The organism is Aneurinibacillus sp. XH2, from assembly GCF_001439585.2.
GTDB classification, from domain to species: Bacteria; Bacillota; Bacilli; order Aneurinibacillales; family Aneurinibacillaceae; genus Aneurinibacillus; species Aneurinibacillus thermoaerophilus.
Genome location: NZ_CP014140.1, coordinates 884,461 through 909,906 on the forward strand (window position 1 = coordinate 884,461; position 25,446 = coordinate 909,906).

25 protein-coding genes, 1 pseudogene and 1 other annotated feature (1 of these 27 only partly in view) are annotated in these 25,446 nt (G+C 46.8%); of the genes and pseudogenes, 20 read left to right on the top strand and 6 right to left on the bottom strand.

Annotated features, from left to right (window positions below; genetic code table 11):
- Window positions 1-93 precede the first annotated feature (93 nt).
- Window positions 94-1,230, bottom strand: a complete 1,137-nt coding sequence (locus tag ACH33_RS04275) for a LysM peptidoglycan-binding domain-containing protein (protein WP_057897914.1) — start codon at window positions 1,228-1,230, stop codon at window positions 94-96.
- 148 nt (window positions 1,231-1,378) lie between these two features.
- Between ACH33_RS04275 and ACH33_RS04280 the strand changes: the two genes are divergently transcribed.
- The 4 genes from ACH33_RS04280 to ACH33_RS04295 all read left to right on the top strand — a co-directional run bounded on the left by ACH33_RS04280 (window position 1,379) and on the right by ACH33_RS04295 (window position 3,947).
- On the top strand, window positions 1,379-1,951 hold the full coding sequence (locus ACH33_RS04280; RefSeq protein WP_057897915.1) for a BofC C-terminal domain-containing protein: 573 nt from the start codon (window positions 1,379-1,381) through the stop codon (window positions 1,949-1,951).
- A 124-nt stretch (window positions 1,952-2,075) separates the two neighbouring features.
- Complete coding sequence (gene ruvA, locus ACH33_RS04285; RefSeq protein WP_057897916.1) at window positions 2,076-2,714, top strand: Holliday junction branch migration protein RuvA; 639 nt, start codon at window positions 2,076-2,078, stop codon at window positions 2,712-2,714.
- Between the two features lie 13 nt (window positions 2,715-2,727).
- A complete protein-coding gene (gene ruvB, locus ACH33_RS04290; protein WP_057897917.1) occupies window positions 2,728-3,732 on the top strand; it encodes a Holliday junction branch migration DNA helicase RuvB in 1,005 nt (334 codons plus the stop codon).
- Window positions 3,729-3,947 (top strand): DUF2905 domain-containing protein, encoded by a 219-nt coding sequence (locus ACH33_RS04295; protein ID WP_057897918.1) that lies wholly within the window; start codon window positions 3,729-3,731, stop codon window positions 3,945-3,947. The genes ruvB and ACH33_RS04295 overlap by 4 nt, the downstream gene beginning before the upstream one ends.
- An 83-nt stretch (window positions 3,948-4,030) precedes the next feature.
- Here ACH33_RS04295 and ACH33_RS04300 read toward each other — a convergent pair whose 3' ends face one another.
- Together ACH33_RS04300 and ACH33_RS04305 are read right to left on the bottom strand one after the other, a co-directional pair.
- Window positions 4,031-4,711, bottom strand: coding sequence for a YczE/YyaS/YitT family protein (locus ACH33_RS04300; protein WP_057897919.1), 681 nt, complete (start codon window positions 4,709-4,711; stop codon window positions 4,031-4,033).
- Window positions 4,712-4,741: 30 nt separating this feature from the next.
- Window positions 4,742-5,155: a MarR family winged helix-turn-helix transcriptional regulator gene (locus ACH33_RS04305; RefSeq protein ID WP_057897920.1), complete on the bottom strand. Its 414-nt coding sequence runs from the start codon at window positions 5,153-5,155 to the stop codon at window positions 4,742-4,744.
- Window positions 5,156-5,366: 211 nt separating this feature from the next.
- On the opposite strand from ACH33_RS04305, the gene ACH33_RS04310 reads away from it, so the two are divergent.
- The 5 genes from ACH33_RS04310 to yajC all read left to right on the top strand — a co-directional run bounded on the left by ACH33_RS04310 (window position 5,367) and on the right by yajC (window position 10,501).
- Entirely contained in the window at window positions 5,367-6,188 is an 822-nt protein-coding gene (locus tag ACH33_RS04310; RefSeq protein ID WP_057897921.1) for a lipoate--protein ligase family protein, read from the top strand.
- Window positions 6,189-6,443: 255 nt separating this feature from the next.
- Window positions 6,444-7,826, top strand: a complete 1,383-nt coding sequence (locus tag ACH33_RS04315; RefSeq protein WP_162264998.1) for a SpoIID/LytB domain-containing protein — start codon at window positions 6,444-6,446, stop codon at window positions 7,824-7,826.
- A 93-nt stretch (window positions 7,827-7,919) separates the two neighbouring features.
- Window positions 7,920-8,948: a tRNA preQ1(34) S-adenosylmethionine ribosyltransferase-isomerase QueA gene (gene queA, locus ACH33_RS04320; protein ID WP_057897923.1), complete on the top strand. Its 1,029-nt coding sequence runs from the start codon at window positions 7,920-7,922 to the stop codon at window positions 8,946-8,948.
- A 19-nt stretch (window positions 8,949-8,967) separates the two neighbouring features.
- On the top strand, window positions 8,968-10,098 hold the full coding sequence (gene tgt / locus ACH33_RS04325) for a tRNA guanosine(34) transglycosylase Tgt (protein WP_057897924.1): 1,131 nt from the start codon (window positions 8,968-8,970) through the stop codon (window positions 10,096-10,098).
- 118 nt (window positions 10,099-10,216) lie between these two features.
- Window positions 10,217-10,501 carry a preprotein translocase subunit YajC gene (gene yajC / locus ACH33_RS04330; protein WP_057897925.1) on the top strand — a complete coding sequence of 95 codons (285 nt, stop codon included), beginning with the start codon at window positions 10,217-10,219 and terminating at the stop codon, window positions 10,499-10,501.
- A gap of 37 nt (window positions 10,502-10,538) precedes the next feature.
- On the opposite strand, the gene ACH33_RS04335 is transcribed toward yajC, so the two are convergent.
- Entirely contained in the window at window positions 10,539-10,916 is a 378-nt protein-coding gene (locus ACH33_RS04335; RefSeq protein WP_057897926.1) for a TIGR04086 family membrane protein, read from the bottom strand.
- A gap of 179 nt (window positions 10,917-11,095) precedes the next feature.
- Here ACH33_RS04335 and corA point away from each other — a divergent pair, with 179 nt between their 5' ends.
- Complete coding sequence (gene corA / locus ACH33_RS04340) at window positions 11,096-12,067, top strand: magnesium/cobalt transporter CorA (protein WP_057897927.1); 972 nt, start codon at window positions 11,096-11,098, stop codon at window positions 12,065-12,067.
- 121 nt (window positions 12,068-12,188) lie between these two features.
- Here the strand turns inward: corA and spoVB are convergent, their stop codons facing one another.
- Complete coding sequence (gene spoVB / locus ACH33_RS04345; RefSeq protein ID WP_057897928.1) at window positions 12,189-13,766, bottom strand: stage V sporulation protein B; 1,578 nt, start codon at window positions 13,764-13,766, stop codon at window positions 12,189-12,191.
- A gap of 102 nt (window positions 13,767-13,868) precedes the next feature.
- Between spoVB and ACH33_RS04350 the strand changes: the two genes are divergently transcribed.
- The 3 genes from ACH33_RS04350 (at window position 13,869) to secF (ending at window position 16,504) form a co-directional block, all read left to right on the top strand.
- The gene (locus tag ACH33_RS04350) at window positions 13,869-14,126 is read left to right on the top strand and encodes a post-transcriptional regulator (protein WP_057897929.1); all 258 of its coding nucleotides are present in this window, start codon (window positions 13,869-13,871) and stop codon (window positions 14,124-14,126) included.
- Between the two features lie 235 nt (window positions 14,127-14,361).
- Window positions 14,362-15,600: a protein translocase subunit SecD gene (gene secD, locus ACH33_RS18535; protein ID WP_082705888.1), complete on the top strand. Its 1,239-nt coding sequence runs from the start codon at window positions 14,362-14,364 to the stop codon at window positions 15,598-15,600.
- A gap of 10 nt (window positions 15,601-15,610) precedes the next feature.
- The gene (gene secF / locus ACH33_RS18540; RefSeq protein WP_236781962.1) at window positions 15,611-16,504 is read left to right on the top strand and encodes a protein translocase subunit SecF; all 894 of its coding nucleotides are present in this window, start codon (window positions 15,611-15,613) and stop codon (window positions 16,502-16,504) included.
- Between the two features lie 315 nt (window positions 16,505-16,819).
- On the opposite strand, the gene ACH33_RS04360 is transcribed toward secF, so the two are convergent.
- On the bottom strand, window positions 16,820-17,239 hold the full coding sequence (locus tag ACH33_RS04360) for a hypothetical protein (protein WP_057897930.1): 420 nt from the start codon (window positions 17,237-17,239) through the stop codon (window positions 16,820-16,822).
- Between the two features lie 151 nt (window positions 17,240-17,390).
- Between ACH33_RS04360 and ACH33_RS04365 the strand changes: the two genes are divergently transcribed.
- From ACH33_RS04365 to ACH33_RS04395, 7 genes and pseudogenes are all read left to right on the top strand, one after another.
- Window positions 17,391-17,810, top strand: coding sequence for a hypothetical protein (locus ACH33_RS04365; protein WP_057897931.1), 420 nt, complete (start codon window positions 17,391-17,393; stop codon window positions 17,808-17,810).
- Window positions 17,782-18,009, top strand: a pseudogene (locus ACH33_RS04370) (cation transporter dimerization domain-containing protein); the annotation flags it as partial. The gene ACH33_RS04365 and the pseudogene ACH33_RS04370, both read left to right, overlap by 29 nt.
- Before the next feature lie 70 nt (window positions 18,010-18,079).
- Window positions 18,080-20,422, top strand: a complete 2,343-nt coding sequence (gene recJ, locus ACH33_RS04375) for a single-stranded-DNA-specific exonuclease RecJ (protein ID WP_057897933.1) — start codon at window positions 18,080-18,082, stop codon at window positions 20,420-20,422.
- Window positions 20,412-20,927 (top strand): adenine phosphoribosyltransferase, encoded by a 516-nt coding sequence (locus ACH33_RS04380; RefSeq protein WP_057897934.1) that lies wholly within the window; start codon window positions 20,412-20,414, stop codon window positions 20,925-20,927. The genes recJ and ACH33_RS04380 overlap by 11 nt, the downstream gene beginning before the upstream one ends.
- 143 nt (window positions 20,928-21,070) lie before the next feature.
- Entirely contained in the window at window positions 21,071-23,260 is a 2,190-nt protein-coding gene (locus tag ACH33_RS04385; protein ID WP_057897935.1) for a RelA/SpoT family protein, read from the top strand.
- Between the two features lie 16 nt (window positions 23,261-23,276).
- Window positions 23,277-23,744 carry a D-aminoacyl-tRNA deacylase gene (gene dtd / locus ACH33_RS04390; RefSeq protein WP_057897936.1) on the top strand — a complete coding sequence of 156 codons (468 nt, stop codon included), beginning with the start codon at window positions 23,277-23,279 and terminating at the stop codon, window positions 23,742-23,744.
- Window positions 23,745-23,772: 28 nt separating this feature from the next.
- Window positions 23,773-25,290 carry a coproporphyrinogen III oxidase gene (locus ACH33_RS04395; RefSeq protein WP_057897937.1) on the top strand — a complete coding sequence of 506 codons (1,518 nt, stop codon included), beginning with the start codon at window positions 23,773-23,775 and terminating at the stop codon, window positions 25,288-25,290.
- A gap of 63 nt (window positions 25,291-25,353) precedes the next feature.
- Window positions 25,354-25,446, top strand: a binding site (T-box leader) (it continues 130 nt past the right edge of the window).

A 25,446-nucleotide genomic window follows, 5' to 3' on the forward strand; every position in this document is an offset into this window, starting at 1 on the left:
ATTTGGTATGAAGTTGGGAACAAGGAGTTCATCGTTTGATCTGTGACTGCTAAAAGAGCGGACTCCCGGTAGAGAAGGAGTCCGCCTGGGCGATCAGCAGTCTGATGAGCCTAGAGCAGAGCTGCTTTCTCGGCAATCACAACTGTCTTTATAAGCAGGTGTTTCCATTCCCGTATATGGATGATAGCCATGCGACATATGCGGGAAGTAGTAAGAAGTCATTTGCGGTGCTGACGGAGATGCAAACGAGGGCGCATACGGGTTCATCATGCTTGATGTTGCGGGCGGATAGTCCATAGACGGCATCATGCCAGAAGGTGCTCCCATGGAAGGTGGGGCGTACGGTGGTACGTGTGTCATCGCGGGCGATTCATATGAATCATATATCATCTCTTCTTTTTTTACTTCGTTTTCTTGCATTGACATTACCGGATACGGCATTGCCGGCATCATCGGTTGTGTTGGGTAGGCACACTCAGGTATGTGCGACATTGGCTGCGGTTGAAGCGGTTTGTATTCGGCCGGCATTTGCGCTTGCGGCATCGGTTGACTCGGCATGGGCATCATCGGGTGCGGCATGGGCATCATTGGGCAAGGCATCATGTATGGCATATCCGCTATATGAGAATCGTTATCTTCGTAGCATGGATAAGGCATTACCATATGCGGTGGCGGACACATCGGCATTGGCGGACACATCGGCATTGGCGGACACATCGGCATTGGCGGCGCACAATATTGCGGTTGCACTATGGGCACGTGTGGCATGGGCACAGGGGCTGGCATTGGAGCCGGAGCCGGCATAGGTGCTATGGGAGCGGGTGAAGGTTTGGGTATTTCTTTTGCCGGCGGTTTCATTTTGGGTTTGGGTGCCGGAGCAGGCATCTCTTTTTTTGGTATTTCTTTTGCCGGCTTTTCTTTTTCGGACATTGGAGCCATTTGAATATTAATGCTCATATCTGTATCCATGTCAATCGTCAGATCCGGGTTTTCCGGTTGCGGTTTCGGCGTATGCGGAGTTGTTGGCAATTCAGGCGCTACCGGCATTTCCTTCGGCATTTCGCTTTTCAGCGGTACATCGCTTGTCGGCACTTTTACTTTCATACCGGGAATAATTTTATCCGGATTTTTAATATGCACATTAATTTTTTTCAATGTTTCAAAGTCCACATTATATTTTTGAGCGATTTTCCATAGGGTGTCTCCCTTTTTTACGATATGGATTTTCATGTATTTGACCATCCTTTCATAGAAAATTACCTTACATCATATGCATGGGCGGGCGTTTTGCCACGGGTAGGCGAGCGTTATGTATAAAATTTCTACAGATTGGAAATGCTAGGGAATAAAAAGTTCGTCCTGAAAAGAAGGGGTAAGGATGGTCCGCAAACAATTGCCGAAACATTGGAGAACACTGCTGGCTTTATCGCTTTTGTTCATCACCGTTATAAGCAGTGGAACATGGTATTTATACAATAAGATTCAAGAACTAAAAGGGAATGAAGCATCAACGCAAACCGTCGATGTTGTGCTGAAGCGAGAATACATTTGCGGTGAGACGGAAAAAGAAACGCACCGGGAAACAGTATCCTCTTCGGAGGAATTGCTTCAGCGCTATCATGACTGGGATTTTGTTTCCCGCGACCGCAATGTATACACATTCGAGAAGAAAATTAATGATCTTTCTCCACGCTGCAAGGAACACGCTTATTTCGGCATCAATGAAAATGGGGAGCTGACCTTATTTGATGGACTCCCGGAGAAAGGTCAAATTATCCAGACATTTTTCCAACTGGATACGAAAAAGCTGGAATCCAGCCTTCCGCCAGAGGAATTGGATCTGTTGCGCAAAGGGATTCATATTTCCAATGCGGCGGAATATAATTCTATCATCTCAACGTACAGTGAGTTTACGAACGAAGAAAAAGAGACAGCGGTGCATGCGCATTAGAGAAGAAAAAGGGGCGAAACAGGAGGCTTCGCCTCTTTTTCTTATGTAAAATACATGTTCGCCTTTTTTAAGATAGTGTAAAATAAAAGAATCAGGTTTATGGCAAAAGCAGGGGGAAAATGACATGATTGATTTTATTGAGGGACAGGTCGCCTATGTGGAAGCTGATTCAATTGTAATCGTCTCCCATGGTATTGGCTACCGTATATTTTCGGGGAATCCTTTTCAATATAGAGAGGGAGAAACAAGGCAGGTGCGTGTCTATACGCACCATTATGTGCGCGAGGATGCGATGCATCTCTACGGGTTCCCGACGCGGGGTGAGCGCGATTTGTTCCGCAAGCTGCTCGACGTCTCTGGCATTGGACCGAAGGGAGCGTTGGCGATGGTGTCAGCCGGAACGCCTGAGCAAATTATCGCCGCTGTGGCCCGTGAGGATATCGGATTTTTGACGCGTTTTCCTGGTATCGGCAAAAAGACGGCCCAGCGTATTATTCTCGATTTGAAAGACAAGCTGAAGGCGATGTCAAACGTAGAACAAACGGCGCTGAAAGTGGCTGATCGGCTGGAGGCAACGGATCAGCCAACACTGCTTCATGCATTTGATGAGCCGAAGCAGGAAGCGATGGAGGCGCTCGCCGCGCTTGGCTACAGTCAGGCGGAAATTCAGAAAGCGATGAAAAAGCTGGAGAAAGAAGGGGCTGATTTGGCTTCTACCGATAAAATCGTAAAGCGTGCTTTGCAATTCTTTTTGACAACATAAGGGGGGAGATAGTATGGAAGAGCGAATCATATCTGCCCATGCGCACGATATGGAAGAATACAACATAGAATTCAGCCTTCGTCCCCGGTATCTGGCCGAATATATCGGCCAGAAGCAGATTAAGGAGAATCTGAAAGTATTTATTGAAGCGGCTAAGCTTCGGAATGAGGCGCTTGACCATGTGTTGTTGTACGGCCCGCCGGGGCTTGGGAAAACAACATTGTCCGCGATTATTGCCAACGAGCTGGGAGTCAATTTGCGAACGACATCAGGTCCAGCGATTGAGCGCCCTGGCGATTTGGCGGCGATTCTGACTGGTCTTGCGCCGGGGGACGTATTGTTCATCGATGAGATTCACCGTCTGCCGCGCAGCGTAGAGGAAGTGCTGTATCCGGCAATGGAGGATTTTGCGCTGGACATTGTCATTGGGAAAGGACCAGGGGCAAAATCGGTGCGTCTTGACCTCCCACCATTTACGTTGGTGGGGGCTACGACTCGAGCCGGAATGCTGTCCGCGCCACTGCGTGACCGATTTGGTGTAGTGAGTCGTCTGGAGTATTATGCCGTAGATGAACTCACATACATTGTGATGCGGGCGGCGGAGATTTTCGGCGTCGAAATTCGCGGAGAAGGAGCGGAGGAAATCGCACGGCGCTCTCGCGGTACGCCAAGGATTGCGAACCGCCTTTTGAAGCGGGTGCGCGATTTTGCCCAGGTTCAGGGCGATGGAGTGATTACCGGCGAGTTGGCCTGCGAAGCGCTGGAACGTATTCAAGTGGATCGGTTAGGACTGGACGAGATTGATCATAAATTGCTGTTATCTATTATAGACTTGTTCGGGGGAGGCCCGGTTGGGCTGGATACATTGGCGGCCACTGTGAGTGAAGAAGCGGAGACGATTGAAGATGTGTGCGAACCTTATTTGATGCAGATCGGTTTTTTGCAGCGCACACCGCGCGGGCGCGTGGCAACGCCGCTCGCGTACCAGTATTTCGGCAAGGAGGTGCCGGGCGTATGAATCCAGTGGCGAAAATGCTGATTGTTGTTGGAGTTGTATTGATTGTTCTTGGTTTTCTTTGGCAAGTAGGAGGACGTTTTCTGAATTTGGGGCGTTTGCCGGGCGATATCGTGATAGAAAAAGAAAATTTCCGCTTTTATTTCCCGGTAATGACCAGTATCGTTCTGAGTATCGTGCTTTCGCTTCTGTTTTATTTGTTCCGGCTGTTTCGTTGATAGACGAAAGCCACGAGCCCTCATCTTCGATGGCTCGTGGCTTTTTCTTCGTGAGTAAACAAGGAAACAACCGCGAGTTTTTCTCATGAGCGGCGTGCCGCAGCCTTAATCGACGCCACTTTCTGAAGTTTGGTCGGTTTAGCGACCGACGGCACCAATTGCTTGCGCCAGAAGAGCAGGGAAACCTGCATGACCGGGCCGATGAGAAATACTGAAAGTAGAGTGCCGATAAAGATAGGGCCGTGCACCAGCCAGCCAAGAAAAAGGGCGATGCCTTCCAGCATTGTGCGCACGCGGCTAATGGACCAGCCGAGGCGGTCGGACAGTACTAGCGTAAGACCGTCCCTCGGGCCGGCACCAAGGCCGGAAGCGACATACATGCCTGCGCCAAATCCCATAAGCACAATTCCGAAAATAAGCATAATGAGATTAAGCCAGAAATTGTGCAGAGAGGTAATGATATGCAGGGACAAAATCCAATTGATAAAGAAACCGATAAGGACAATATTGAGTACGGTGCCGACAGAAGGAAATTTACGTTCTAGATAGCAGGTAAGCGCGATAACAATAATGCCGACGATTTGCACCCATGTACCCATGGATAATGACGTCATTTGTGTAAGACCGATGTGCAGCACATCCCAAGAGTTAACCCCCAAACCTGCCTGCATCATTATGACGACACCTAGCGAAAGAATGAACAGGCCCGCGATAAACAAGATGAACCGTGTCAGATACCTGCCCGCTTTTTGGTGTTGGTTCATGTTGACAACCCTCCTTCTCTCCCATCCTTTTTATTTTTCATTTAAGTTTTTTACCATTTGCTCCAACACACAGGTGAATATCCTTAAATCTTCTTCCTTAATTCCTTTGAGTGCCTGCGTTTCTACCATTTCGGACGCTTTTTCCAAGACGGGAAGCATTTCATACGCTTTCTGCGACAATTTCACTTTTCGTTCACGTCTGTCTGTTCCTTCTTCACGGGTAATCCATCCCCCCTGTTCCATGCGGGCAAGCGTACGCGTCATCGTGGGCGGTTCTACACACAGCTCGTTGCATAGTTCAACTTGCGTAGATGTTCCGTTTTCCCGTAAACGAAGGATAACGGCCCATTGGGCATTATATAAATCGAGTGGAGCAAGGTGTTCATTCAACTTTTTAACAAAATGTCTGGCTGCCTGATTGATGCGGTGGCCGTATACATTCATAACACAAAAAACCCCTTATCACTAATTAATTACCTAGCTAAATATAAGGAAAAACAAGATAAATGTCAATATACAATGATGCTTCAGTTAACCATCGTCCGCTATTTATTATGGATTGCAAACGATGGATAGATTCCTGTAAAGTAAGAGGTATCGTATATAAATATAGCTTGATAGATCGGCATTCAATATTATGAAGGGGATAAAAATAATGAAACAGGAAAGCGGTTTGTTCGGCCATACCGAATGGCGGATTATTGATCAGACGAAAACCCATCCGTCTTTTCATGCGTTGTATTCCTTTGCGATGGATGATACGTTGTGCACATCAGTTCGCCTGCGACATAGTCCGGCGGTGATGCGTGGCTGGGTGCATCATAATAATGTCGTGCTGGGAAACGTGGACTATAAATTAAGCGGCATCCGAGAAGGACTGGCTTATCTGAAGGAAAAAGGATATTTGCCTATCGTACGTAACTCTGGAGGCGCAGCGGTTGTGCTGGACGCTGGCGTTTTGAATTTGTCGCTTATCCTTCCCGCTGAAGATGCATTTGCCGATATTCACGCTGGCTACCGGACAATGGCAGAGTTTATTCGCCTCATGCTAGAACCTTATGGCGTGCGAGTAGAGACGGGAGAAGTTGCTGGCTCTTACTGTCCGGGTGATTTTGACGTAAGCATTGATGGGCGAAAATTCGGTGGACTGGCGCAGCGTCGAAGACGGGGCGCGGTAGCTGTGCAGGCGTTTTTGCTGGCCGATGGAAGCGGCAGTGCGAGAGCCGAGCTGGTTCGGGGCTTTTATGATAAAGCGGCATGTCCAAATGATACGTTTCCTTTTGTCCGCCCGGAGACAGTCGCTTCGTTATCCGAACTAATTGGACGGGAGATTTCCTCTCAAGATTTAATGCAGCGAGCGGTGAAAGTGATAGAGAGCCGAGCTGAGCGGGTCGAGTTCTCTCAGCTTTTGTCAGAGGAAACGGAAGAGTTTGCGGTTAATGTAGCTAGTATGGAAGCGAGAAATCCCCATTTATAAGAGAATCTGGTTATTTGATATTCATATTTTACTACATAGAGAATTCGCCAGGCGCAAAATTTGGTATAGACTTTGGATTTTTCTTAGTAAATTTTGGGCGACTTTCTTTCTTTTTGGACGTCTAATTTAATTAAAGTTGATAGAATAGAATTGTGGCACGAATGCCCAGTGTACAATTGTTAAAATATCAAATCAGGTGGATAGAGGAGAAAGGTTGCGAGAAAGATGAAACTGGGGAAAGTATTTTCGGTAGTTTTGAGTATAGGTTTGCTGTTGCCGTTTTCCGGCCAAGCGCAAGCGATGGACGAACCAACGGTGAGAGTAGAATTGGTGACTCCGTTTTCGTCAGGAAGTGAGGAAGCGTTAACGAATCTTTCATTTACGATAGAAAGCAATTATATCATAGAGAACCACCCGAATGTTATGTTGCTAGCAGGGCAGAAGTATTTTGTACAAATCGAAAATGGAACGCTTAGTTTATACCAATACGGGTCAATTGGTTTGCCTGTGCCGCTTCTGCAAGGGCAGAGCACAATTCGGGCTGTTCCGGTAATACAGGAAGCGAAAAATTCAATCATACAAGTGCAGGGAAAGAGTAAGAGCTTCAAGTACCGCGGAGCCATGGAATTTCAGCTTGGATATAAAGGAACGAAGCCCCGCATTATTCCTATTAACGAGCTTGGAATGGAAAACTATTTAAAAGGTGTTGTTCCGCGAGAGATGAGCGCTTCCTGGGAGCGGGAAGCGCTGAAAGCGCAAGCGGTTGCTGCCCGTACGTATGCTATGCGCCAAATGATAGCAAAGCACGGTGCGGCTATTAACGATACGACTCAATATCAGGCGTACCAGGGAGTCTCGATTGAGCATCCGAATTCCAACGCCGCAGTAGAAGAGACGAGAGGTCAAGTTCTTTCATATAATGGCGAATTAATCGAAGCGTTATATGCGTCTAGCAACGGCGGACATAGCGAAGCACCGGAGAATGTGTGGAAAAACTCTAAAGGCGCACCGTACTTAACAGCCAAGCCTGATCCGTATGACGCCAAAATTTCGCCGTATAAAAATTGGCAGGAGACGATGACCATTGCCCAGTTGCAGGAAAAACTTAAAAATCGCACGCCTGCGATTGGTACGATAAAAAAGGTAGAAGTAAAGCAAACGTATCCCTCTGGACGTATCGCTGATTTGATGATTGAAGGCGATAAAGGTACGGTACACTTGACCAAAGATGAGGCGCGTTCCGTGCTGGGCCTGAAAAGTTCATTGTATCATGTACAGGTCAATTATAATGCGCCTGTTTCGCCAAAAGAGTTGCTGTCCGCTTACAATGGGGTGACTACCGAGCGCAAAGACATAGGTTCATTAACAATAACAAACGGAACCACGGAAAAAACAGTCGCTGGTTCTGGGCTTGTGTTGCAAGGGGCCGATCAGAAAAAAACGCTCGATCAGGGAAGTAGCGATCCGGCAGTCAAACCGGTTTCAGTTACGTTTATTGGAAGCGGTTGGGGCCATGGTGTTGGCATGAGTCAATGGGGAGCAAGACAAATGGCCAAAGAAGGAATGAACTATCAGGACATTTTACAATTTTATTATGCTCCCGCACAAATTAGCGAAAATTATGAAGCAGGAAATTAACAGTTTTATGTCTATTCCTTGCACATAAGGGAAAAAATCGGTATGATAGAGGACGTTATACTGATGATTTAAAATAAAGCTGAGGGATAGGCCGTGAACGTCAACGATTTCGATTTTTATTTACCAGAAGAACTTATCGCGCAGAATCCGCTTCCGGAGAGAACCGCTTCCAGACTGCTTGTGCTGAACAAGCAGACAGGAGCAGTTGAGCACCGACAATTCACCGATTTGAAGGGATATTTAAAAGCCGGCGATACCCTCGTGTTAAATGATACGAGGGTAATTCCTGCCCGGCTTTTTGGCGTGAAAGAAGGAACAGGTGCCCATATTGAGGTGCTGTTGCTTAAACCGCTTGGTGATGATTGTTGGGAGACGCTTGTAAAACCGGGGAAAAGGGTCAAACCCGGCACGCGTATTCTCTTCGGCGATGGCTTACTTACGGCCGAATGCTTGGATAGTACGGAAGTGGGCGGGCGAATGATTCGTTTCGAATATAAAGGGATTTTCAACGAGCTTCTGGATCAATTAGGAGAAATGCCGCTGCCTCCGTACATTAAAGCGCAGTTGAATGATAGCGAGCGGTATCAGACCGTATATGCCAAGCATCGTGGTTCTGCAGCGGCGCCGACGGCGGGCCTTCATTTTACGAAAGAGTATTTGGCAGAGCTGAAGGCGATGGGGATAAATCTTGCGTTTTTGACGCTTCATGTTGGGCTTGGAACGTTCCGGCCGGTCATGGCGGAAACGGTGGAAGAGCACGAGATGCACAGCGAATATTATATGCTGAATGAGGAAAATGCTCGCATTATTAATGAAACCAAAGCGCGTGGCGGACGTATTGTAGCCGTAGGGACTACTTCCTGCCGCACGCTGGAGACCATCGGCAAAAAGCATGGCGGAAAGCTGGTCGCAGAAGAAGGCTGGACAAATATTTTTATTTATCCCGGCTATACGTTCAGCGTCATTGATGGACTTGTGACAAACTTTCACCTGCCAAAGTCAACTCTTGTCATGCTTGTAAGCGCACTTGCGGGACGTGAAAATATTCTTCGCGCCTATGAAGAAGCCATTCGTCTGAAATATCGTTTCTTCAGTTTTGGTGATGCGATGCTGATTTTGTAAGAAGTAGGAGGACATAACATTGGCAGTACGCTATGAATTGATTAAAACATGCAAGCAGACGGGAGCGCGGCTCGGGAAACTGCACACACCACACGGAACGATAGATACGCCGGTTTTTATGCCGGTAGGCACGCTGGCCACAGTGAAAACAATGACGCCAGAAGAGCTGAAAGAGATGAACGCACAGATTATTCTGAGTAATACGTACCATCTTTTTCTACGTCCCGGACATGAGTTGGTGGCGGAAGCGGGCGGACTCCATTCGTTTATGAATTGGGATCGGGCCATTTTGACCGATAGTGGTGGCTTTCAGGTATTTAGCTTAAGCAATCTGCGTGAGATCGACGAAGAAGGTGTAGCGTTCCGTTCGCATTTAAGCGGCGAAAAGCTGTTCATTAGCCCGGAAAAAGCGACCGAAATTCAAAATGCGCTGGGTGCGGATATTATTATGGCATTTGATGAATGTGCGCCATATCCGGCTGAGAGAGAATATGTCAGGCCTTCTATGGAGCGAACGACCCGTTGGGCAGAACGTTGCTTAAAAGCGCATAAGCGACCGCATGATCAGGCGCTGTTCGGAATTGTGCAGGGCGGTATGTATCGTGATTTGCGCGAGCAGAGCGCACGCGACATCACGTCCCTTGACTTTCCGGGTTATGCGATTGGCGGGTTAAGCGTGGGCGAGCCCCACCAGTTGATGTATGAAGTATTGGATTATACGGTGCCGCTTCTTCCAGCGAATAAGCCGCGCTATTTGATGGGTGTTGGTTCTCCGGATGCTTTGATCGAAGGGGCAATGCGAGGGATCGATATGTTCGACTGCGTGTTACCGACACGTATTGCGCGCAATGGTACGTGTATGACAAGCGAAGGTCGCCTGGTCATTCGCAATGCTAAGTATGCGCGCGATTTTACGCCGCTTGATCCGAATTGCGATTGCTACACCTGTCGTAATTATACGCGCGCGTATATTCGTCATCTTATCCGTTGTGATGAGATTCTCGGCGTACGTCTGACAACATATCATAACCTGTACTTCCTGCTAAACTTGATGAAGCAGGTACGTCAGGCGATTATGGAAGATCGTCTGCGTGATTTCCGGGACGAGTTTTTTGCGAAGTATGGCATCACAGAGACGCGAGGATTCTAGAATTTTTGGTATATGAAGCCCGCCTAGTTCTATGTTTTTTTTTAAAATAATAAAGAAAACGTTTTAGGAAAAAACGTGGACTGGCAAGAATATAAGTAATGAAAAAAGGAGGAATACCATGAGTGCGGGTATGCAGCAAGTAATTTTGTGGGTTGTATTGTTTGCTATCTTTTATTTTCTTTTGATTCGTCCGAATCAAAAGCGCCAGAAGCAGCGAAATGCGATGCTGGCCGCCCTGAAAAAAGGGGATCGTGTTGTCACAATTGGTGGATTGCACGGCACGATTGATTTAATCAACGATGAAAACAATACAATCGTAATCAATGCCGGCGGCCATAAGCTGACGTTTGAAAAGATGGCGGTACAGTCCGTCATCGGCGAAAGCGTGCAGAAGTCGCAATAGTAAAGAAAGCGGGAAGCGCTCATGCTCCCGCTTTTTTTTACCTCTTTGTTATATTTACTCCGATAATGCCTCCAATAGCGGCTATAAGGAAGGAAAGAAGAAGAGAGTAGAGGTGACTTACGCCGAATTTGGCGTCAAAACCAAGGAAGCTGAGCAGAAGCACGAAAAGGTAATAAAATAGTCCTGTCATTCCACCATAGTACCAGCCTTTTTCGCCTCCGCGCTTGCCGGATACAAAACCGCCGAAAAACAATGCCAGGCCATTTACCGCGTAAACAAAGGTGGGAAGGGAAGCTTCGCGCGTGCCAGTAAACGCAAGAATAAGTGAAAAAAGGACAGCACCGATGAATACAATGACAAACGTATAGATGAAGCCGGCTACTACTGGAAGCTTTACTTGACTTATTTTCAACATCGGACACACCTCGCTTTTTTGTACAAATCCTATGAACGAAATGGACGGATTATGCTCAGCAGATCTACCCGCTTCCTCTATAAATTCCATCTGAAAACACGGAAGAATTTTTCGAATGATGGTAAAATGAAAACAACTGCACAATGCTTTTTGCATTGCATTTCAGGGGGTGAAAATCCGTGATTAAAACATATTTTTATAATCATTCACAACAAACGATGCACCATGATGTCGATTTAAGCCAGGTGCATAGTTTTCTTCGTTCGCCGGAAGATTTGCTGTGGATTGATCTGTATGATGTAGGCAATGATGAACTACAATATGTGGCCGATATTTTCAACTTTCACCCGCTGGCGATCGAAGACTGTTTACATGTAAGTCCCCGCGCGAAAGTAGATGACTATGAAAACTATTATTTTTTCGTCATTCATGCGTTGAGGTATAACGAAGAGAGCGATAATGAAATTACGACGCTTGAATTAAATGTGTTTTTAGGTTCTAACTATATTGTTACGATTCATAAGAAGCCAATGCCAAGTATTGGGCGGATTGCAGCTGTTAGTCTGCACAGCAAAAAATACATGAATCGAGGCCCGGATTTTCTCCTGTATTCCATTGTAGACGGTATTACTGACGAGTATTTTCCGATTATGGATCGGATTAGCGCGCGGATTGATGAGTTAGAAGATGAGATGTATGAGCATCAGATGGAAGCCATTACGGAAGAGTTCCTGGCCCTAAAGCGTACCATTATCCTGATTCGTCGCGTAATTTTGCCGCAAAAACGGATTTTCGCACCGGTGAACGGAACTATGCTATTCAAAATTAATGAAGAAAATATTCCATTCTATATTGACTTGGTGGACCATCTTGAACGGCTTGTGGATTCCGCAGAGACGTCCCGCGATCTCGTAAACGGTGCGCTCGATACGTATTATTCGATCGTTAGCGCCAAAACGACTGAAACGATGCAGATTCTTACCATTATTTCCACCATTATGATGCCGCTCACTTTTATTACTGGTCTTATGGGTATGAATGTCCATTTGCCTGGACAGGATTCGCCTTACAGTTTCTGGGCGATTATGGGGATATTGTTTACGGTTATTGCTCTTATGCTTCTCTATTTTAAGCGCAAGCGCTGGTTGTAGCGAAATCAGCCTGTTCATCCATATCCCATTCTTCTTAGCAAAAGCGGCGTCCGTAAAGCATTCGGATCGCGTTCAAGGATGGAGACAGTTGTGGACGCTTCTGCGCTTTTGCTTGAACCGCTTATCGTTTAGACAGGAAGTGGGCGAGCGCCGGGCCGATCCACGGAATGCGTTCGACGTCCTGTTTACCGAGCACTTTGAGCCAGACGAGAAGAAGCGCATAAACAATAAGAGCAAGTCCGGTTCCGAGCAGTATCGCTTGCCAAAGTTCCATTACGTGTGACCAGTGACGCGTCATATGTAGCGCGGCGTAACTTGCCAGCACTACACTGACAATAACTTTTAGCAAATCTTTTATCTCGACTGTAAAGCCTGTTACTTTGCTAAGGCTGAAGAAATGGAGCAATGTCACCGATAAAATACTGATATTCACCGACAGAACCACCCCGTCGAATCCGAATTCCGGACGGGAAGCGAGCAGGAAGATGGCCGCTGTTTTTAATAATGCCCCGATAATGGTGTTTCGCATGGCTACTCCTGCGTAATCAAGCCCTTGTAACGCAGCCTGAAGCGGTGCCTGAAAGTACAGGAAAATCGAGTAAGGGGCCATCAGTTTAAGGAAATGTCCGACTTTTTCGTCATGATACAGCAAAGAAGCAAGCGGTTCGGCAAATACGTAAAGCAGGGCGGCGCATGGGGCGCTGATGACAAGCGCCAGCCTTATCGACTGATAGATGCGGCGGTGGATAAGCTGATCGTTTTTTTGCGCTGCCGCTTCCGCGACGGCAGGAACAAGCGAAACCGAGAGCGAATACGTAATAAATGTCGGAAAAATTAAGAGAGGAATCGCCATTCCAGCCAATTGCCCGTAAAAGCTGGTTGCGGCGCTGGCTGAAATGCCGGCGAGCATCAAGCTTTGCGCCACGATAATTGGTTCGATAAAAAACGTAAGGGAAGACACAATCCGGCTTGTGGTTACCGGAACGGAAATATCGAGCAGACTGCGGAATGTTCCGCGGTTCCGCTCCAACGTTTCGGACAGGCTGCGCTGCTGGAAAATCCGCGGTAGACGTTGCCTGCGAAATTGCAAGAGCAGGCTCAACATTCCGCATCCTTCCCCGATAACCACGCCCACCATCGCGCCGGCCGCCGCATATTCAACGCCGCGCGGCATAAGCCAAGAAGCAAGAATAATAACCGTAAACATGCGAACGATTTGTTCAACCACTTGCGAACTGGCTGTTGGTACCATGTTTTGTTTGCCCTGGAAGTACCCGCGCAATACGGAGGAGACAGCGACAAGCGGAACGATGGGAGCGATGGCGATCAGCGGGTAAAACGCTCGTTCATCCGTAAGAAAGTAACGCGAGATAATGGAAGCGCCGATAGTCATGACAGCAGTAAATATCAGGCTAAGTATTGAAACGATAACGAGCGAAATTTGCAGAATGGAGCGGACTTTTCCGCTTTCGCCCCGCGCGTCCGCTTCGGCAACCAGCTTGGACACCGAAACGTTCAGGCCGAATGTCGCGAGCGAAATAATAAGAATTAGCGTTGGTACCGCCATCTGGTATAGGCCAAGCCCTTCTGCGCCAATGATGCGGGCCAGCATAATGCGGTTGATGAAGCCCAATACTTTTACAATCAGGCCGGCGAGAACAAGAATTATCGTTCCTTTGATAAACGTTTGTTTCGTCATCCTATGCCCTCACTTTTCTCATGCGTATTTGTTGACAGCATATGCATGTACCCTGTGCAAACATGCCTTAAACTAACTTGTAAGAACAGGAGGCTTTGTGAAATGGCAAACTATCCGCTTGACGAACAGTTGGCTTATGTATGCGAAATCAAGGCACAGGAGTTCGCCATGCTCGGCTATGAGGATATTACAATAGAGGAAATTTGGGAGTGTGTATCAGAGAAATATAAGGAAATGCCCCCGCTTTATAAAATTGTCAACGATATTTTGTCACTAAAACCCGGTCTCTGGATGAATTGGATGACGATGCGCGCCTATCGGGAAGAACCGCTAGCAATCGACTTGAAGAAAGTGGAATGATTTGTAACAGTCTATTTAAGAAACCAATCGCTTATTTATGCGTAAAAGAAAAACGAGCCGTATTGATATTTGTCATATGCGCTCGTTTTTCTTTTTGTTCTTACGTATGATGCGGGGACTAAAAGACGAGCTTGTCTGTCAGCTGTCTTATTTTCCATTGGACCTTAAATTGACAGTAAAAAATAAGGGCGACTATAATAGAGTGTATTGGTTGAAAAAGGAGGAAGTACGGCTAATGATTAATTGGAGTCGGATCGTCACTTTTCTCCTTATTACGCTGCTTGTTTTCGGCGTGATTGGAGTGTATGGGGAAAAAGTGGCGAAAAGCACTACGCTCGGTCTCGATTTGCGCGGAGGATTTGAAATCTTATACGAAGTGTCTCCGCTTGAACCGGGTGCCAAAATGACGCAGCAGACGGTGAAAGATGCGGTTTCTGCAATCGAGAGACGCGTCAATGTACTTGGTGTAACCGAGCCTGAGATTACGGTGGAGGGGACGAATCGGATTCGCGTTAAGTTGGCCGGTGTGCATGATCAGGAGCAAGCGCGCAACGTAATTGGTAAGCCTGCCAATTTGACATTCCGTGACATGCAGGGTCATATCCTGATGAAAGGATCGGATCTTGCAGAGAACGGGGCTAAAGGTGTATTGGATCCTCAGACACAGCAACCGGTTGTTACTCTGCAGTTTAAAGACGCGAAAAAATTCGCTGAAGTTACGCAGAAGTATGTGGGACAGCCGATGGGGATTTATCTTGACGAAAAAATGCTGACTGCGCCTACCATCCGCGAAGTGATCCCGAACGGAAGCGCTCAGATTGACGGTCAGGAAAGCATACAGGAAGCGAAAAATTTGGCTGCTTTGCTGAATGCGGGCGCGCTGCCGGTAAAAATGAAAGAAGTGTTCTCGACAAGCGTTGGCGCGAAGCTGGGCACTCAATCATTGCAGAACGGAATTAAAGCCGGGGTTATCGGAATCGCCCTTGTATACATTTTTATGCTGGCAGTATATCGTCTGCCGGGCGTTATCGCCTGCATCATGATTTCTGCTTATATGTTTCTTTTGCTGCTCGTGCAGAACTTGATGGACGTTACGCTGACGCTGCCGGGAATCGCGGCGTTTATTCTTGGGGTCGGCATGGCGGTGGACGCCAATATTATCATGTATGAGCGCATCAAGGAAGAGCTGCGCAGCGGCAAAACGATTCTGTCGGCGCTTAGGGTAGGCTCCCAGCGTTCGTTGAGCACGATTCTCGACGCGAACATTACGACCATTATCGCAGCGCTTGTGTTGTTCCAGTTTGGTTCTAGTTCGGTAAAAGGCTTTGCCGTCATCCTGATTCTGAGTATCGTGATGAGCATGCTTACATCAGTGGTGGGAAGTCGGCTCCTGCTGAACTTGGTGGTACGTTCCAATCTGTTCAAAAAACCGGCGTATTTCGGGGTAAGGGAGCGTGACATCCGTGAACTCTAATTTTGATTTCGTGAAAAACCGAAAATATTACTTTATTGTTTCGCTTATCTTGGTTCTCATCGGCGTGGTTTCGCTTTTGACGATGGGGATGAATCTCGGCGTCGACTTTAAGGGCGGTTCGCGCGTTCAGGTGCACGTCGGCAAGACGTTTTCTGAGGAGCAGATCAAAAAGGACGCGGAGCAGCTTGGATTGAAGCCGGGCAGTGTTACGACCGCCGGTGACAATCGGGACATTGCGGTCATTCAGTTTGCGGACCCGATTACGAAAGAGGACTATGCGAAGCTAACCAAAGCGATGCAGAGCAAATACGGAAAACATGTCGATCTGCAACAGAGTACAGTTGACTCTATGGTTAGCCGTGAGCTGGCGCGTTCCGCGCTGTATGCGGTGCTTATCGCTTCCATAGGGATTATTATCTATATTACCATACGCTTTGAGTTTAAGTTTGCTTTTGCGGCTGTCCTCGCGTTGTTGCACGACGCGTTTCTTGTTATTACGATTTTCAGCCTGTTCCACATCGAAGTGGACTTGCCTTTCATTGCGGCGATTTTGACGATTGTTGGTTATTCGATTAATGACACGATCGTTATTTTTGACCGCATCCGCGATAATTTGAAGAAGACAAAAATCAAAAAGATTCAGGACATTGAGGACATGGTGAATCTCAGTATTCGTCAGACGCTCACACGTTCTATCAATACGGTTCTGACCGTGCTTGTATGCGCGATTGCCCTCTTCATTTTCGGCGGCGAAAGCATCCGTTCGTTTACGCTTGCTTTGATTATCGGCCTTGTATTCGGGGCGTACTCATCTATCTTTATCGCCAGCCAGATTTGGGTATCGCTAAAAGAGCGCGAATTGAAGAAAAAGAAAAAATTGGCGCCTGCTAATAATGAAGCGTAAGACCAGCCATACTACAGGGAGATAGAAAAAAGAGGGTGACCCAAAAGGAACTAAAAATTTCCTTTGAGGGTTCGCCCTCTCTTTTTTAAATATAAAAGAGAATCGCTCCATTTGGCAAAATTGAAGTGACGAAACAACAACCACCAAAGGAACGGTTCTCTTATGAAACATGATCATATTTCCTTTTTCTGAACCGTTGGGACAACGGGGTTAGCTTGGTAAATTGCTAAACGTATCTGCGTTGGCAGGTATTACCCAAGAAGCCCCCACTTCAAGCGATAGCTAAGTGGTGGGGAGTCCACCGTAAAGATTATCTTAAAACATGTTACGTTCGTACAAGTCAGAAACAGTGCGCCATTTGCTATTAGTGAAAGCTTGAGAAAGATTGAAGCTTTGACTTATGCCTCGTCCTTCAATAGACATATACGCATACTTCTTGGAACGTTGCTGAAGACGTTCCATTGTTTGTTGGTACGCTTTTTCATCCAACAAACCTAACTCCCCGGCTCTTTCTTCTACTTGAACAAACAGTTCGCTAGTTCCGTTTGAACGCTTCCAGTTTGCATCTGCTGTAGATACTTGCTTAACGTTATCTGGATTTATGGGTTCTTTCGTATTTAACATTGCATCCTTAAAATCTTGATATTTTCCCTTATATCCATAGAAAGCGCGAAGAAAAAAGTAACCAGATCTCATTTCTAAATCAGAACGACTTTTTAGGAATCCTGTATCCATTTTATAACTCCTTTATTTAATTGCTTTTCTTACCACTAATAATATCGGATAAATTCAAATAATTGATTTGCATTTTTTTACTTTAATCTACAATAAAATGTTATATAATGATTTTTTAAATCCATATCAAACCATTTTTGGTAGATAAAAGATGAAGAAAAAGTTTAAGCTTTCCATTCTTGCAACTTTAATGTGTTTCAGCATCTCTGGTATTATCCAAGCTGCTACACAAGCGGAAAAAAAGACTGATAAGGAGTTGTCAGTAGTTGAACATTTTGAAAAAGATACAAAGAAGAAGTATCCGAACTTGGAAATTAAACAGATAACACCGGAGGAATCAATTAAAATCAAGGAAGAAATGCGCACGAAAGTAGAAAAAGAAGCAAAACAAGAAGTGCAGCTATCTGGCATTAGTGCATTTGACTCCGCGCCGCCTGTTACAGTTCTATATATTGATCAAATTGTATGGGACGAGCCGAACGGCCATAAGTATATTTATGGTGATTTAACAGCTCCTGCTATAAAAGGATACACTGAAATGTCATTATGTGATTGTGGATGTGAAAATTAGCCTGGATGCCAATATTACGGTAGAAGAAGGGCGCCGTATCGGAAAACATGTAAAAAAAGCATTACTGGAGAATTTTTCGAATATGCAGAATGTATTTGTACATGTCAACCCGTATGCGCGCACCCTTGAAGACGATCTGCAACGTATCCCCTTTTACAAAACGGAAACAAATGAACACGAAGGTTCGATTTTGCATTAAACGGCAGTTGCCCAATTTTTCCCCCCTCTAGTATAATGAACAAGTGTTTAGAGGGAGGTGGGGAAAGACGTTGGTAAAATCTAAGACCCGCTGGAAAATAGAAGAAATTGATCAAGAGCTTGCACTGCGCTTGCAGCAGCGATTACATATTCCACCGCTAATTGCCCAACTTCTTGTTGGACGAGGTATTTGTACGTTGGAAGAGGCTGAAAAATTCCTGGGTGGCAGCGTGCACGACTTTTATGATCCTTTTTTGTTGGACGGAATGGACACAGCTGTCACCCGTGTGAAGGAAGCGATTGAAGCGGGAGAAACGATTTTGATTTACGGCGACTATGACGCAGACGGCGTGACCAGCACCAGTATTATGATTCACACGATGCGTATGGCGGGCGCGACGTTTCAATATTATATCCCAAACCGGTTTACAGAAGGGTACGGATTGAATGAGGGGGCACTTACGAAAGCAGCGGAAAATGGGTTTGCGGTTGTGCTGACGGTCGACACGGGAATCAGCGCGGTAAAAGAGGCGGAACTCGCGAAAGAACTCGGCCTTGATCTGATTATTACTGACCATCATGAGCCACCTGAGGTGCTGCCGGATGCGTACGCGGTAATTAATCCGAAGAAGCCCGGTTGTCCGTATCCGTTTAAAATGCTGGCCGGAGCTGGAGTCGCTTTTAAATTTGCACACGCTTTGCTCGGCGAGTTTCCGTATCACTTGCTCGAAATTGCCGCCATTGGAACGATTGCTGACCTCGTTCCGCTTGTTGATGAAAACCGCCTTATTTCTAAACTGGGTCTAAAAGCGCTTGAGCATTCTGCTAATCCTGGCATTCAGGCGTTGAAGAAGGTGTGCGGTATCGAAGGCAAAGTTTCTGCTTATCACGTCGGATTCGGTATAGGTCCGCGCATTAACGCAAGTGGACGGCTGGAAACGGCGGATCGAGCGGTCAAAATGTTTATTACGAACAATCCGGAAGATGCCGAAAAATACGCATATGAGCTGGACATGCTAAACAAAGAGCGACAGGATCTGGTGGAAGCGATTGCAGCGGAGGCGGAGCAGCTAGTGCTTGCGATGCCGGAGGAAGAAACGAATGTACTAGTCGTGGCGAAGGAAGGATGGAACGAGGGCGTGATCGGCATCGTCGCTTCTAGGCTTGTAGAAAAGTTTTACCGTCCAGCGATCGTGCTTAGCGTCAAGGCGGACGAAAACAAGGCAAAAGGGTCGGCACGCAGTATTGCCGGCTTTAATATGTATGAAGCACTCACAGAATGCGATGATATTTTGCCGCATTACGGCGGCCATCCAATGGCAGCGGGGATGACGCTCGCGGTTTCTGATGTACCAGAATTGCGCCGTCGTTTAAACGAATTGGCGCGAGATTGGCTAACGAAAGAAGATTACATTCCGATTACCAAAGTGGACGCTGTATGCCGGCTTGCTGACGCGAATCTGGAGACGATTGAGCAGCTGGAGCGGCTTGCTCCGTTCGGTGTTGGCAATCCCAGCCCTCGCATTTTGATCGAAGACGTAGAAATTGTGGATCTGCGCATCATCGGCAAAGATGGGAACCACATCAAATGCCAGTTCCATCAAGATGGTGTCACGCTGGATGGAATCGGTTTTAAAATGGCCGATATTAGCGCCGACCTGTCGCTTCGTGATGAAGCAAATATTGTGGGCGAACTGGCGGTGAATGAATGGAATAACCAGCGCAGAGTCCAGTTTATTTTGAAAGATTTGGCCATACCGGGAATGCAGATCTTCGATTGGCGCGGTACGCGCGGTAAGGCGGATAAGTTAAAAGCCTTGGACGGGGAGGTGCGTGCACGTGTCGTCGCGTTTCGGCCGCGCGGACAGGAACAGCTAGAGCGGCAATCCGCTTCTTGGCGCACGCTTTATCTTGAGCCGAAGCCAGGGACGCGCCAGCTTGTGCTATATGATTTGCCGCGTTCTTTCGCTGAGCTGAAAGAAGTTCTGAACGCTTGTTCGACCTTGGAGCGGCTGTATTGTCTGTTCGGGGAGGAGCCGGATTCTTTGCCTGCTTTGCCTTCGCGTGAGCAGTTTAAAGAAGTGTATAAGGCGGTTTATCAGCATAAAAAACTGGCGCATAAAGACATTCCGTTGCTTGCCAAAGCGAAGAAGCTTATGCCGTCGGCTGTGTCTTTCATTCTGGAAGTTTTTCTTGAGCTTGGTTTTCTTTCCGACGACGGAGAAGTGTACGAGCTAGTGAAAAAAACGGAAAAGCGGGATCTGACCGAATCCCGCGTTTACCAGCGGAAGAAAGAAGCCCTGGAACTTGAAACCGAGCTGTTATATTCTTCATATCAATCATTGCGTGCGTTTTTGAAGCAATTGGTGCTACAGGACGCCGGGACAAAGGAGAAGATGTATCATGGACTTTAAAGAAAAAATTCGGGTCATTCCGGACTATCCACATGAAGGCATTCGCTTTAAGGATATTACGACACTTTTAAAAGATGGCCCGGCTTACAAAGCTGCCATTGAAAAATTGGCCGAATTTGCACGTGAGAAAAAGCCGGATCTTATTGTAGGGCCGGAAGCGCGCGGCTTTGTTGTAGGTTGTCCGCTTGCCATTCAACTTGGAGCCGGATTTGTGCCGGTTCGCAAAAAGGGGAAACTGCCTTGTGAAACCGTCCAGGCGGAGTACTCCCTCGAATATGGAAAAGATGCGCTTGCGATGCACAAAGACGCTATTCAACCTGGGCAGCGTGTACTTATTGCTGATGATTTGCTTGCTACCGGCGGGACAATTCAAACGACGCTTAACCTTGTTAAGCAGCTTGGCGGCGAAATCGTTGGCTTTGCTTTCCTGATCGAACTTACGTATTTGAACGGCCGCGAGAAACTTGGTGATGAACACGATATCTTTACATTGATACAGTATTGATTTTGCGACCCTTTCGCGATGCAGACAAACATCCTTCCTCACACATGACAAGGAAGGATTTTTTCCTTCCTCTTTACTTTCCCATGTAATTCACAGATAATAAAAGGTAATATTCTAGGGGAGTGACAAAGGAGATTAATGTCATGAGCACCGAAACGACGATTGAGAGCGCGATCGATCAAGTCATAGAAAAAGCAAAGGCGTATTTACCGGAAAAAGATGTCGAATTTCTTTGGAAGGCTTATGAATTCGCGCGTAAAGCCCATGACGGGCAGGTGCGGAAATCAGGAGAACCATATATTATCCATCCGATTGCAGTAGCCGGCATTCTGATTAATTTGCAGATGGATGCGGTTACGGTGGCCGCCGCGTTTTTGCATGATGTGGTAGAGGATACGGAAGTAACGAGCGAACAGATTGCCGAAGAATTTGGGACGGAAGTGGCAAATCTGGTTGAAGGCGTTACGAAGCTTGGACGGATTAAGTTCAAATCAAAAGAGCAGCAGCAGGCGGAAAACCACCGGAAAATGTTCCTCGCTATGGCGAAAGACTTGCGTGTCATGCTAATTAAGCTGGCAGACAGGTTGCACAATATGCGGACGCTTAAGCATCTTCCGGAAGCGAAACAGCGCCAGATTTCGGATGAGACACTAGAAATTTTTGCACCGCTGGCACATCGACTTGGAATCGCTTCCATTAAATGGGAGATGGAGGACACGGGCTTACGCTACATCAATCCGCAGCAATATTATCGAATTGTCAATTTAATGAAAAAGAAACGGGCTGAACGGGAGAAGTATATTGAAGGTGTTATCAAGACACTTGAAGAGAAGCTGAAGGAAATTAATATCAAGTCGGAGATTTCCGGACGCCCTAAACATATTTATAGCATCTATCGTAAGATGGTTAAGCAAAACAAAGAATTTAACGAAATTTATGACTTGCTGGCCGTTCGAATTATTGTGGATGATATACGCGATTGTTACGCAGCGCTTGGGATCGTTCATACGCTGTGGAAGCCGATGCCAGGCCGATTTAAAGATTACATTGCCATGCCAAAAGCGAATATGTACCAGTCGCTCCATACGACGGTTATCGGGCCTAATGGTGAACCGCTGGAAGTGCAAATCCGCACATATGAGATGCATAGGATTGCCGAGTACGGTATTGCCGCTCACTGGGCCTATAAGGAAGGAAAAACAGTCGGGGATGAGAACAGTTTTGAGCGGAAGCTGTCTTGGTTCCGTCAAATTTTAGAATGGCAGAATGAGACGAGAGATGCGCAAGAGTTCATGGAGTCATTGAAAATGGACTTGTTTGCCGATCACGTATTTGTTTTTACGCCAAAAGGGGATGTCATCGAATTACCAAAAGGCTCTGTTCCGCTCGATTTTGCCTACCGCATTCACTCTGAAGTCGGCAACAGGACGATTGGTGCCAAGGTCAATGGCAAAATTGTTCCGCTTGATCATGAGCTGAAGACAGGAGATATCGTCGAAGTTCTTACTTCGAAGCATAGCTATGGGCCGAGCCGCGATTGGTTGAAGATTACGAAGTCTTCCCACGCCCGCAACAAAATTAAGCAGTGGTTCAAGAAGGAAAAACGGGAAGAAAACGTGGCAAAAGGCCGTGAAATGGTAGAAAATGAACTGAAGAAAAATAACTATGAACCGAAAGAGATCATGACTGCGGAAAATTTGCAGGAGGTAGCGAACAAGTTTAACTTTCAGGGTGAAGAAGATATGTTTGCCGCGGTTGGATACGGTGGCATTACAGCGGCGCAAATCGCTACCCGTCTGACGGACAGAATTCGTAAAGAGCGAGAAGAACAGCAATCCAACGTAACCGAGATTAAGCAGGATGCGCCGCGCAAGCGTCCGGATCAGGGAGTAAGCGTAAAAGGTGTCGATAATCTGCTGATCCGTTTTTCGCGCTGCTGTAATCCCGTACCAGGTGATGACATTGTTGGGTTTATTACGCGTGGTCGCGGAGTTTCTGTCCATCGCCAGGATTGCTTGAATATTCAAGCCTGTAGTGAAGAAGATAGGGCGCGCCTTATTTCGGTTGAATGGGACGCCGATCTTAAACATGAGTACAATGTGGACATCGAAATTACCGGTCATGACCGAAGCGGTTTGTTGAATGAAGTGCTGGCGACGGTAGCTGATATGAAGACGAGGATTACGGCCGTTTCTGGCAAATCGGATAAAAATCGTGTGGCGAAAATCAATATGACGATTTCCATCCAGAATTTAGATCATCTTCACAAGGTAGTGGAGCGGATCAAGAAAATTCGCGATGTGTATTCCGTTCGTCGTGTAATGAATACGTAGAAAGGACTGGCACACAATGCGAGTAGTTGTTCAACGTTCCAAACGAGCATCCGTTACAGTAAATCATAAGATGATCGGCAAAATTGACAGCGGGCTTGTTCTTTTGGTTGGCATTACGCATAATGATACGAAGAAAGATGCGGAGTATGTCGCGGAAAAAATCGCCAATTTGCGCATTTTTGAGGATGAGAACGGAAAGATGAACCGCTCGGTAAAAGATGTGTGCGGGGCGATTCTTTCCGTTTCGCAGTTTACGCTGTATGGCGATACGCGCAAAGGACGTCGCCCCAGCTTTGTGGAAGCAGCTCGACCTGAGCAGGCGCAACCGCTGTATGATTTTTTTAATGAGAAGCTTCGTGAGCAGGGATTGAAGGTCGAGACCGGTATCTTTGGAGCAATGATGGAAGTAGCTCTTATCAATGATGGACCGGTTACCTTGATTGTCGAAAGTCCCCCCTGTTCTTCTCGTTCGCTACCCTCTTAACGGAAAGTGCTGATAAAGGAGTTATTTCATGATTATACAGGTAGTAGGTGCGGCGGAATTATTCCGCCAGCCGTTAGAACATATTGTTCAACTGTTTTTTGAAGAAGCACAGATTTGGTTTGGAATAAGTGCGGAAGATAGAACGCCGGATGTAAATATCGAGCTTACGCTTACAGGGGAACAGGAACTGTACGCGCATGCCCGCCTGACGGAAAAGCGGAGCGGAAAGGTATATGAAGCATCGTATTTGCGCCGGATTTCGTATTGTCAGGAGGATAAAGAATGGCGAAAACAGGCCAAGCAGGTGATAAGCCACCCGCTGCTTGACGTGTTGGAACGCTATACGGGTATTGAACAGCCCTGGGGCATTCTCACCGGAATCCGGCCAACGAAGCTGTTGCATCGCAAAGTTCAGCGAAATGTACCGCGTGAGCAAGCGCACCGTGAGTTGCGCGAGGATTTTTTGATTCGCCAGGAAAAAATTGATCTTATGCAACAAATCGTTGACCGCCAGTTGACGATGGTGCCTGACTTGTATCATTTGCGGGGAGAAGTCAGCATTTATATCGGCATTCCGTTTTGCCCGACCAAATGTGCGTATTGCACGTTTCCAGCCTATGCGATTAGCGGAAAGCAGGGCTCTGTTGACTCCTTTCTCGGCGGATTACATTATGAAATGCGCGAGATCGGACGCTGGCTAAAAGAGCATGATATGAAAATTACAACGATTTATTTCGGAGGGGGGACGCCAACAAGCATTACCGCCGAAGAGATGGATAGGCTATATGAAGAAATGTACGCTTCTTTCCCTCATATGGATAAAGTACGAGAGCTTACGGTGGAGGCGGGCCGCCCGGACACAATTACGCTAGAAAAGCTGGAAGTGCTGAAAAAATGGAAGATTGACCGTATTAGCATCAATCCGCAATCGTATATTGAAGAAACACTGAAAGCTATCGGGCGTCACCACACGGTGCAGGAAACGATCGATAAGTTCCGCCTCGCACGCGAAGCTGGGATGAACAATATCAACATGGATTTGATTATCGGTTTGCCTGGCGAAGGTGTGACTGAATTTGAACATACGCTTGCGGAAACGGAGAAGCTAATGCCGGAGTCGGTGACGGTGCATACGTTATCCTTTAAGCGCGCTTCGGAAATGACACGCAATAAAGAAAAATACAAAGTCGCAAGCCGCGAAGAAATCCAGGAGATGATGAAGCGGGCGGAGGAATGGACGAAAGCGCGCGGCTATGTACCATACTACCTTTATCGCCAGAAAAATATCCTTGGGAATTTGGAGAATGTTGGTTACGCAAAGCCGGGTCAGGAAAGCCTGTACAATATTATGATCATGGAAGAAATGCAAACCATTATCGGTCTGGGATGTGGCGCGGCCAGCAAATGGGTTCATCCTATGACCGGGGCTATTTCCCGCTTTGCCAATCCGAAAGAGCCGAAAGCTTACAACGAAAACTACAAACATTACACTGAAGCCAAAATCAAAGTTCTTGATGATTTGTTTGGAATCAAGACAGGAGTATAATCCCCCACTCTTGACAAACACTGTCGAAATAAGTAATATAAAAAACAATTGTGACAAAATGATATTGATCTGATGAAGGGCACAAAGTAGTCAGGAAGTACTGCCGCACAGAGAGGAATGTCAGAGGCTGGAAGCATTCCCGACAGCTCTTGATGA